The 10,205-nt window shown below is 63.4% G+C and carries 8 protein-coding genes; 1 reads left to right on the top strand and 7 read right to left on the bottom strand.

What is annotated here, in order from left to right; all coding sequences use genetic code 11:
• The first annotated feature begins 118 nt into the window (after nt 1-118).
• The gene (locus JWR89_RS20320) at nt 119-1,213 is read left to right on the top strand and encodes an endo-1,4-beta-xylanase (RefSeq protein WP_299719465.1); all 1,095 of its coding nucleotides are present in this window, start codon (nt 119-121) and stop codon (nt 1,211-1,213) included.
• 15 nt (nt 1,214-1,228) lie between these two features.
• Here JWR89_RS20320 and JWR89_RS20325 read toward each other — a convergent pair whose 3' ends face one another.
• From JWR89_RS20325 to JWR89_RS20355, 7 genes are all read right to left on the bottom strand, one after another.
• Nucleotides 1,229-2,668, bottom strand: a complete 1,440-nt coding sequence (locus JWR89_RS20325) for an oligosaccharide flippase family protein (RefSeq protein WP_299719467.1) — start codon at nt 2,666-2,668, stop codon at nt 1,229-1,231.
• A gap of 2 nt (nt 2,669-2,670) precedes the next feature.
• Entirely contained in the window at nt 2,671-3,720 is a 1,050-nt protein-coding gene (locus tag JWR89_RS20330; protein ID WP_299719469.1) for an acyltransferase, read from the bottom strand.
• Entirely contained in the window at nt 3,717-4,832 is a 1,116-nt protein-coding gene (locus tag JWR89_RS20335) for an acyltransferase (protein ID WP_299719471.1), read from the bottom strand. Before JWR89_RS20335 ends, JWR89_RS20330 begins: the two co-directional genes overlap by 4 nt.
• A gap of 56 nt (nt 4,833-4,888) precedes the next feature.
• Nucleotides 4,889-5,965 carry a glycosyltransferase gene (locus JWR89_RS20340; protein WP_299719473.1) on the bottom strand — a complete coding sequence of 359 codons (1,077 nt, stop codon included), beginning with the start codon at nt 5,963-5,965 and terminating at the stop codon, nt 4,889-4,891.
• A gap of 19 nt (nt 5,966-5,984) precedes the next feature.
• A complete protein-coding gene (locus JWR89_RS20345) occupies nt 5,985-7,373 on the bottom strand; it encodes a VpsF family polysaccharide biosynthesis protein (RefSeq protein ID WP_299719475.1) in 1,389 nt (462 codons plus the stop codon).
• Complete coding sequence (locus JWR89_RS20350; protein ID WP_299719477.1) at nt 7,373-9,679, bottom strand: polysaccharide biosynthesis tyrosine autokinase; 2,307 nt, start codon at nt 9,677-9,679, stop codon at nt 7,373-7,375. The genes JWR89_RS20345 and JWR89_RS20350 overlap by 1 nt, the downstream gene beginning before the upstream one ends.
• Nucleotides 9,660-10,205 (bottom strand): outer membrane beta-barrel protein (locus JWR89_RS20355; protein WP_299719479.1); only part of this gene is annotated, 546 nt, incomplete at its 5' end. The genes JWR89_RS20350 and JWR89_RS20355, both read right to left, overlap by 20 nt.

Here is a 10,205-nt window from a genome sequence, read left to right on the forward strand (position 1 = left end):
AACGGACGATCGAAGACTCGCTTCGACGATCACGCCATCAAATCGATATATTGCGACGCAACGATGGTGATGTGCATCACAACACAGCCGCAATACCCGAATGATTTTGGAGTGAGCGATGAAAAAATTATCACGTCGACAAGCGATCGCTGTTCTTGCAGGCACAGTTGCAGCGGCAGGTGACCGCTCGGTGGCGGCCCCGTCGCAAAGTCTGGGAGAGATAGCAGCCTCAAATGGCTTGGTTTTTGGCGCGGCGGCGGGTCCGGTGATCGATAAGGACGCCGCCTACCGCGAGCTATACAAGACCCATGCACGCATTGTTACAACGGATGTTGCGATGAAAATCGGCACGATTGCCGGTCAACCTGGCCCTAAGCGATTCGAAAGCGCCGATCGGCTGCTAAAATTTTGCTCAGAAAATAAAATTCCAATGCGCGGTCATTGCCTGATTTGGAATGAGTGGGTCCCGCAATGGATCAAGAGCATGGGAACATCGGAAAGGCAGGCATTCTTCGACAGCTATATCGAAGAGGTTGTCGGGCGCTACGCGGGACAGTTGCACTCGTGGGATATCGTCAACGAGCCGTTCTGGCCCGGACACAAGGCGCCGGGCGGATACCGCCTCGGTCCATGGTACGATACGTTCGGCACCGGCTATGTCAGGCGCGCGTTCGAGCGCGCGGCGATGGCCGATAAAAAGACTAAATTTGTACTCAACGAGGCGCAGACCGAACGCGACGACGATGTCGGCCTCGCAGTGCGCGCCGGCTTGCTCCGCCTGGTCGATGAACTCCAGGACGCCGGCGTGCGGCTCCATGCGGTCGGCCTGCAGGGACATCTGCAACCACGCTATCCCCATGATCCCGCGCGTTTTTCGGAGTTCGTCCACAAGCTGGCCGAGCGCAAGGTGGAAATCTACATCACGGAGTTCGACGTGCGCGACGACACTTTCCCTGCCGATATTGCTACTCGCGATGCGATGATCGCCGAGACGGCGGAGAAATTTCTCAACAACGTGCTGCGGATTCCAGCGGTCAAGACCGTGATCGCCTGGGAATTGTCCGACAACTACTCGTTCTACACGGATGCTGCGAAGAAGAAGGATCCGCTAGCGGAGCGCTTGCCGCGGCCGTTGCCGTTCGATTCGGACATGCAGAAAAAGCCGTTGTGGTTTGCCATGGCGAGAGCTTTTCAGAGCGCGAAAAAGGCATAGGGCGGGTGTGAAGTCTCAGGTCCCGGATCTGGCGATCCGGGATCGAACCATCCCGTTGAGCGTCCGTGCGTAGAGCAGCGCCAGGACGGCGATGTAGATGGCGGCGCCGGCGGCGATATGCATCGCCAGCACGAGGGATGATCGTGCTTCCGGCAGCTCGCCGAGCACGGCCGCCATCGCCACGGTGGCTGTAGCAATTCGTAGCAGGTGCCCGATGGGAAGGGTGAGGCCGAACTTGATGAAGCCGATCGAGAAGCTGACGGTCGCCGCCGCCGTCGCGGCCAGCACCGTGGCGCCGGCGGCGCCGACGAGACCCCAGTACTTGATGCAGACCACGCTGAACAGCACCGTTACCGTGGCGTCGATCGTCGCTACGATGATCATCAAGCGTGTCCGGCTGTGCAGCAGAAACACCTGGTCGCCGAAATGGGCGCGCAGGTTTCGGATCGAGCCGGCTAATACCGAGAGTGGAAGGATTGCCAGCGTCACCTGCTGGAATGGCACGGCGATTAGCAGGTGGACGATTTCCGCGCGCAGCATGAAAATGCCGGCGATGCTCGGCGCCAGGATCGCGACAAGCAGCGCGCTGTTGTCGGCGAGCTGACGCATCGCGGCCTTGCTGCCGCCCTGCTCCATGCTCTTGACCGCGAGCGGAAACGCGGCCGCCGTGACCAGCATCGCTGCAACGGCCGCCGCGCGTTGGCCGAGGCCGTAACCGACCGCAAACAGGCCGGCGGCCGCCACGCCTTGCAGATCGTTGACGATAAAGCGCGAGGCGTTAAGGCCGACCCAGCCGAGCGCGCCGCCGATGATGAGCGGAATGCCGTAGCGCAACGCATGGTCGACAATCTCGCGGTCGACCGGCCAGAGCCGCCGGCCGTGGCCGATCACGGGCAATACGACGATGGCCGCGACCAGCTGTGCGATGGCATATCCCGCCAGCGGCCATTCCGCCGACTGGCCGAACATCTTGATGAAGACCAGGCCGACCAGAAAGCCGATGGCGGGGCCGACGATCTGCTGGATCGAATAGACGCCGATCTGCTGGCGGACCCGGGCGCGCTCGCCGATATAGAGATTGAGGGAACGGGTGATGACGTAGGCCACGGTGGCGACGAGCAGCCACGGCTTGGCGTCCGGCGCGATCACCAGCAGCAGGACGCCGACCATCACGGCGCTTTGCACGATCACCGAGGTCAACAGGATTGTGTTCTCGGTGCGATAGAAGCGCTCGGCGCTGTGCGAATCCTGGTAGCGGCCGAAGAATCGCAGGGCGTATTGCGACCACCAGGCGAGAAATCCGATCTGCAGCAGTTCGTGCGTCGCGGTGACCAGCGTGATGACGCCGAGCGTATGCTCGTCGACCACATGGGTCCACACGATCATGGCGACCAGTTGGAACAGCGGTCCGATGATTTGTGCCGGCAGATAGAGCACGGTTTGTCGCAGCAGCATGTTCAGGCCCCTAACAGTCGGGAGACGCGCGGTGGGGCGAATTTCCGGATCGCCAGCAGGGCGGCGACGCTGACGGTTGCCGTCACGGCGACGGTGATGAACGTATCCATTGCCGGACCCAACTGGCGCAGCCCGGCGTGATCGCGCAGCAGCATCACGACGAAGATGTGCCAGAGGTAGATGAAATAGCTGCCCGACCCCAACGCCGCGAGCGTGGGATGCCGGAACTCGGCTGTGAACAGCACCACGCAGAGCAGCGCGGCATAGAGGAAGAATGCGACAGAATCGTAGTCGGCCGCGTCACCGATCTGGAACTGGCGGACGCCGGCATATATCGCATACAGCACCAGCGTGACGGCCATGAGCGGCAGTCGCATCTGCTGGATCGCCGCCCTGACGCCGGGCATGGCCACCAGCGCGCCAAGCGCCGCAAAGCCGAACCAGAACGGGATGTTGCGCATGCGGACCTCCTCGACAAGCGAGGCGGAGTAACCGAAGCGGAACAGTAGCGGATCGAGATAGCTGCCCGCGAGCAGGCCGATCGCGATGGTCAGCATCAGGATGACAACCAGCCGCGACTCCAATGGCCGTTCGCCGGTCTTCGACGGCCGAAGCAGCAGCCACAACAGCAAGGTGCAGCCGGCATACACAAACACATAGTAGTAGACGAACACGTAAGCGAGTAGGAACCGCGCCGCGGTGGCCGCCGGTCGATGGTCCATCGCCGGGTTATGCAGCGCCATGTAGAGATAGGCGGCGATAAAGGCGATGGCGTAGGGAATCAGGATCGCCTTGAACCGTTTTGCCAGCGGCACGCGGCCAGACAGCATGGTCAGATAGCCCGAGACGAACAGGAAGATCGGCACGCAGGGTCGCAGCGCGGCGTCGAGCCAGGTCTCCCAGCTTGGCGTCAGCGGCTGATGCAGCGAGTGGATGCCGATCACCATCAGGATCGCGATGCCGCGCATGGTGTCGATGGCGCTGTCGCGGCTGGCGGCGTTGACGGCGCCTTCCCGCGGCCGGATCGGTAAAGCCTGTGCTGTCATGGTCATCGCGAAACGTCCGGATGGGGGGCGACGACGGCGCGGTTGCGTGCCCCCACATGGCGGTCGAACACGTCGTTGAGATATCGCCGCATCGGCGTTTCAAATCGGCGCAGCGAAAGCTGGCTGGCAATCGCGAGCACCACGACGGCGATCGGGAGCAGCGCCAGCCGGCCGCCCGGTAGATTCGGGGCAAGGTAGCGCGCGCCAAAGGTCAGGACGATGGTCGCGATGGGAATGTGCAGCATGTAGCAGGAGTAGGTAAGCTGCGACCAGCGGTCCAAGCCGAATCGTGTCAGCAGGGTGCCGCGTCCTGCGCAGTCGCACTGGATCGCCAGCACGGCGATGGCATAGATGGCCAGCAGGTCCAGCATTTCCGGCAGCCAGGAGCCGAACAGGATGAAAGCCGCGAGCAGCGCGGCCACGGCTCCGGGGATCGCAGGCCAGCGCGCGATCCGGTCGCGAAACAGATAGCAGGCGATGCCGAGATTGAAAGCCGGCAGCGCGCGAAAGGCGCCGCCCTGGTTGATCCAGTCGGCCCACGAACCGCTTCCCGTTAGATACGCGTAGAGACTGTTGCCCAGCGCCGGCAGCACCACGAGCGCTACGATGACCGCCTTGTTCCGGGTCACGATCATCGCGACCAAGGGGAATAGCACGTAGCAGAACATTTCCGCCGACAGCGACCAGCTCGGAAAGTTGAAGGTCAGCCTTGCGCCGTCGAAGGCATGCAGCAGCAGCAGTTGGGCCGGCAGATCGGAAAACGGGTACCGCGCGGGGTTGTCGGTCTTGGCAACACCGAAATGCAGTGCCAGCGCGATGACGACGTAAAAAGCGAGCGTCGCCAGGTGCAGCGGATAAATCCGCGCGAGCCGGCGCCAGATGAAGCGACCGACCGACAGGGAATCGCCGACCCGGCCGAGATACTGGCTGGCGATGACGAAGCCGGACACGACGAAAAACAGATCGACGAACAGGTTGAAGTGCCAGGTGTGATCGACCATGAAGCGCCCGACCGGGACGTCTTTCACATAGTCGGAATAGTGTAGGACCACGACGGCGCACGCCGCGATGATCCGCAGCGCGTCGAGATTTCGCGTGGAGTTGGTGGTGTCCTGCAAGCAGCTATCCCTGTCAGAATTTTGAGAGAAGCGACGTCGTGGCAGTGGCTTCGCGCTTACGGCGTGCCGCTCTGATAGGACGGGGCGGCGGAAAGCCGCCGTCCGGCGAGCCCGGCAATCAGGTCGATGACGTTGTCGCGGTCGGAGGCCGCGAGCAGGTTCCAGCGCTGCAGGTTCTGTGCGGCGAGGGTTACATGCTGCGCGCGCCACGAAGCGGACGACATCGCCGCCGCGATTTGTTCGGCGGCTGCGACCGGATCGGATGGTGCGATGAAGATGCCGGACTCGCCGAGCACTTCGCGGAACACCGGCGCGTCCGGCGCGATGATCGGCAGGCCGCCATATTGCGCTTCGAGCAGCGGCAGGCCGAGGCCCTCATCGTGGGACGTGCAGATGAAGAGGTCGGCGGCGTCGAGAATCGCCTGGACGCGTTCGGTCGATTGATAGCCATGCGGGGTCACGCCGGGGCTGCTGTCAAGCAGGCGCCAGTCGTCACCCCAGCCCTGCCGTCCGACGATGTCGAGGGTGGCGCCGGGAAATCCCCGGGCCTGCAGGGCGCCGACGATTTTGGCCGCGGCGACGAAGTTCTTCCGCGGCTCGACGGTACCGAGCGCCACCAGCCGCAACGGCCGTGGCAGCGCGTCACGTTCGGCGCGCGCTGCGGACTGGAGATTGAAGACATTGCGCACCGGCGGACGGTACAGCGTGATCTCGGCATCGGGCCGGCAATGCGCCAATAGCTTGCGCCGTGTGTCGCTGGAATTGGTCAGAAATCGGGGGTAGTGCCGCAGTGCCAGCTTGAACGGAGCCGCCATGTAGAGCCGGGCGCGGGTGTTGAGATCGGCGCGGCGCGACAGCAGGAAGTCGTCGTGCATGTAGGGCAGGACCCGCGCCGCGAACGGCCGCAACAGCGGGCTCGGCGGAAACCCCGGGCACAGCAGGATCGATGACGAGGTGGCGAGCCGCCACGGCAATCCAAACGTCTGTGTCGCCACCATCTGCGCCGTGCCGTGCGAGGTCACCGGAACGACATCGAGTGGCGCCAGCGCCTGCGGCGAGAACAGCTCCTGCGTGATGCGCTCGAGGCCGGTGACGTGACGTCCCAGATGGGTGTGGTCGATATAGATCGCCATGCGATGTCCTGGTTCGGCGTTACGCCGGAAGGGGCCGGTATCCGGAGTGGGGGGAGGGGCGCGTCTCGGCACGGCTGCGCTGCGGTTCTTCCGGCAGCAGCAGCGTGATCAAGATGACGAGCTGGGCGAGCTGGATGTTCTTCGACGAGAAGCTGACCGAACTCGCCGCGATCATCAGGATCAGCAGCACGATAGCCCAGGCGGCCCGACTCGATCGGCTCATGATTTCGGTGAAGAAGCACACCAGCCCGAGCGTCAGAAGGGCGGTATGAATGAGACCGAACTGGACGATGCTGGAGACCCAGAAATTCTCGATGCCGTAATTCAGGCCAAGCTGCGACTGCAGCGCGTTTACCCGGATCGGGTTCGGGCCCAGGATCAGTTCATGCCAATCGAAATACGACAGCAGGCTGAAAGTCGCATAGCGCGCCAGCGTGCTGCCCTTGTCGGACGAAAACCGCAGCAGCATCTTGTCGAAGATGCCGAGATCGAGCGCGGCGAAGATGCCGCCGGCGGCGACGAACAGCAGACACAGCGCAACGATCGCGACCAGCAGCGATGTCCGCTTGCCGCGCAACAGTTTGAGGGCTTCGACCAGCGCCAGGCAGCCCAGAATCCCCAGCACCGTCATCAATGCCGTCCGGCCGCCGAACGCCATCAGCGATCCCAGGCTGATGGTGATCAGCGGCAGTCGGACAAAGAGCGGGGGGCACAGGGCCGGGCGCAGCACCAATGCGAGCACATAGGCGGCGACGACGCCGGATGCCGTCAGGGGATGGCCGAGAAACGCCGATGCGCGCCATTCGCCGATCACGAGAACACTGCCGAGGGTCAGCGGAATCAGGCGGTGACCTGAAAAATACTCGTAGTAGCCGAGCATGACGTTGAGCAGGATGGTGGCGTGGATCGCCCAGATCAGCCATCGCTTCTGCTGCGCCGAAAGCCGCCAGATCACCAGGCACAACACCACGGGCAGCAGGAAGGTGTCGATGATGACCGTGAATGGACGCTCCAGCACGAACATCTGCACCAGCAGGCAGAGCCAGCAAAACAGGTAGACCAGCACCAGCCGGGATTGCGAAAGCGTCCGGTTGATCTCGCCGATCGGGTCGGCGTTGCGCATCAGGAGCAGGAACGAGGCCAGGAAGACGGCGTAGGTGGCCGGGTGCAGCTTCTCGTAGAAGCCGCCGCCGTTGGTCAAATAGTGGATGTGCCAGTTCGTCAGCATCCCCGAGGAGATCGCGAATATCGAAGCCACGGCCACTAGCATGAGGGCCGTCACCATCGCATCCACCAGCCGGGCCGCCGCGAACGGGGCGCGCCGGGCGGCCGGCCGTCGGGGGCCGGCCGTCACCGGCGCGCGATGATATTGCGCGCCGAGCTGCCGGGTGATGGGCGTGGACGGCATCACCGCGCGACGCTCGCCGCCGGCGTGCCGTAAGGCTTCAGATAGGCCGAGCTCCGGTAGTAGTCATAGAACTGCAGCTTGTTGAGATCGACCCGGGTCAGCACGGTGCCGAGGATACGGTCATGAACCGGCGCCAGCAGCTCCATGGTGTGCGACACGACCTCACGCGGGGTCTGGTCCCATGCCAGCGCCAGCACGATGCGATCGGCCAGTTCGGCCAGAGCGCGGCCATCCACCAGCGGCACCAGCGGCGGCGAATCGATGATGATCAGTTCGTAGCGCTGGCGGAGATGATCCAACAGATCGGTGATCCGTTCCGAGAACATCAATTCGGTAATGGCATTGTCGTCCTTGACGGCCGGCGACGGCAGGATCGAGAGGCCGGTGCTGCGGTCCAGCAGCAGCGCCTGCTCCAGCGAGGCTTCGCCCATCGCCACCTGCAGCAGCCCGACGTCGGCGTGCGGGCACAGCGCGCGGGTCAGGCCGGGGTTGCGCAGGTCGCCGTCGATCAGCAGCGTGCGGATGCCGAGCGTGGCCAGCGACAGCGCGAGATTGGCGGCCAGCGTGGTCTTGCCCTCGCCGTCCAGGGCCGACGTCACCACCACGATCTTGATCGGGTCGATGCGCAGCGTGCGCTGGATTGCCAGGCGAACCGCGCGGATTGCTTCGGCGAAGAAGGTACCGGGCTCCTCGATGGCGTAGCGCATCAACGGCGGCTGCAGCGACGGCGGCAACAGCCGTATGGTGCGGGGATCGTAGTTGTCGAGATCGCCGCGTCCGCGCTTGGCGCGGCCGGCAAGCTCGCGAACGCCGATCAGCGGCAACGCCGCCAGCGCCGGCAATCCGGAAATCTGCTCGGCCTGCTGCAGCGTCTTCACGCGTCCGTCGAGATAGTCGATGAGAAAGGCGAGCACCGTCCCGGCGCCGAGGCCGAGCATCATCGCCAGGCCGAGGATCAGCATGGTCTTCGGCGATGACGGGCGGATCGGAATGCTGGCCTTGGTGACCACGCGGGAGTCCGGCATTTCCAGGCTTTCCTGGGCCGAAGCCTCCTTGTACCGGGCGAGATAGGATTCGTAGAGCGTGCGGTTGGCTTCGGCCTCGCGTTGCAATTCGTGCAGTCGAACCTGCGCCTGGCCGGAAATGCTTGAGACGCCCTGCAGCTTGTCGAAGCTCTCTTTCAGCGACGTTTCCCGCGACAGCGCGATGTCATAATCATGCTTGGTGCTTTGCAGGATACGCTGGATTTCCTCGTTGATGAGGCGTTGGGTATCCTGCAACTGCGCGCGCGCATTGGCGACGAGCGGGTGGCGGGGGCCGTATTTGCTGGACAGATCGGCGCTGTTCTTGGCGATGTCGGCATATTGGGTGCGCAGCTTGGACACCATCTCCGACGAAATCACGGCGTTGATGCCGCCGGGATCGCTGCCCGATTTCGCCATCTGCTGCACCTGATCGAACTTGGCGCGCGCCTCGGCGGTCTGGACGCGGGCAGAGATCACCTTGTTGTTGAGGTCGGTGATCTGCTGGTCATTCACGGTGACGCCCTGCGACACCGCGAGGTTGTTGGCGGTGCGATAGTCCTCGACGGCCTGTTCCGAGGTGACGACGCGGGATTTCAGCGAATCTATCTGGCCGTTCAGCCAGTTCGCCGCAATCCGGGTGGCGTCATATTTGGCGCGAACCTGCTCTTCGAAATATCCCTCGGCCAGGGCATTGGCGATGGCCGCGGCCTTTTGCGGAACTTCAGAGCTGATATTGATATCGACGAGGAAGGTGGTTCCCTGCCGTGTCACCTTCATCCTGCGCTGAAGAATTTCCACCGAACGCGAGCGCGCGGTGTCTGCGGGATTGGATCCCTCAGCCGGCGTGCTGCTGCTGAAAAGCGCCTTGACCGGATCGAGCAGGCCGGGATGCGGCATGAATTCCGGGTCGCTGGCCAGCTTCAGCTTGTCGACAACACGCTGCAGGATCGCCACCGACTGGATCAGCAGCGTCTGGCTTTCGATGGTGGCATCGTCAGTGCCGAAATTAGACAGCACGGCCTGGTTGGTCTCGACCACATTGGCACGCCGGGGATCGACCAGCACCGTCGAAGTCGCGGTGTATAGAGTATCGACGCTCAGGACATAGGCCAGGGCAAGCGCGACCAGCGCCACCGGGATCAGCGCGACCGCCTTCCAGCGGCGACGCAGGATACGGGTCATCTCGCGCAGATCGACCGTTGGGGTTTTCCAGTCCTCAGCTGCATGGCTCGCCGGTTCGTCCGGCGCGCGATAGATCGGGTCAGAACTGCGCTGTAACATTGAGCCCCACCTGGTGTTTGTCGAAGCTGAAGGCCGAGAGATCGCTGTCGCGGTCGGTGTAACGGTGGAACAGCGACACCGCGGTGAAGCGGTTGATCAGGTATTTGACGCGGGCATCCGTGGTGATCACGCGGTCCTTGCGGATCTGCCCGAAGAAGCGGTCTTTTTCATAGGTACCGGCGAGCGATACGATGACGTTGCGCCGCAATTCGTAATCGAGGCCAAGCTGCACCGCGTTCGCCTGCACGCCGCTTGAACTGGTGGCGGAGGTTTCCGTGACGATCTGTTCGGCCTTGAAGTGGATATCGAGCAGCCGGGTCGGTCGCCACGTCAATTGGGCACGATACGACGGGCCCTCGATCACGCCGATGGTCGGATCCTCAAACTGCTGCCGCGCATAGCCGGCACCGATTTCGCCGGTAATCAGATGGGCCAGACTGATCGTGACGCCCGACAGCGTTCGATAGCCCTGCGAATCCAGCGACTGCGCCGGCGTGCCACGAATATTGCGCTGGTTACCTTCGAC

Origin of the sequence: Tardiphaga sp. (genome assembly GCF_028290785.1) — a bacterium.
Lineage (GTDB): Bacteria > Pseudomonadota > Alphaproteobacteria > Rhizobiales > Xanthobacteraceae > Tardiphaga.

Excerpts from the sequence above, each read along its gene's own strand:
- JWR89_RS20325 (WP_299719467.1), bottom strand. The coding sequence starts at position 2,668 with ATGCTGCTGCGACAAACCGTGCTCTATCTGCCGGCACAAATCATCGGA.
- JWR89_RS20330 (WP_299719469.1), bottom strand. The coding sequence starts at position 3,720 with ATGACCATGACAGCACAGGCTTTACCGATCCGGCCGCGGGAAGGCGCC.
- JWR89_RS20320 (WP_299719465.1), top strand. The coding sequence starts at position 119 with ATGAAAAAATTATCACGTCGACAAGCGATCGCTGTTCTTGCAGGCACA.
- JWR89_RS20340 (WP_299719473.1), bottom strand. The coding sequence starts at position 5,965 with ATGGCGATCTATATCGACCACACCCATCTGGGACGTCACGTCACCGGC.
- JWR89_RS20345 (WP_299719475.1), bottom strand. The coding sequence starts at position 7,373 with ATGCCGTCCACGCCCATCACCCGGCAGCTCGGCGCGCAATATCATCGC.
- JWR89_RS20350 (WP_299719477.1), bottom strand. The coding sequence starts at position 9,679 with ATGTTACAGCGCAGTTCTGACCCGATCTATCGCGCGCCGGACGAACCG.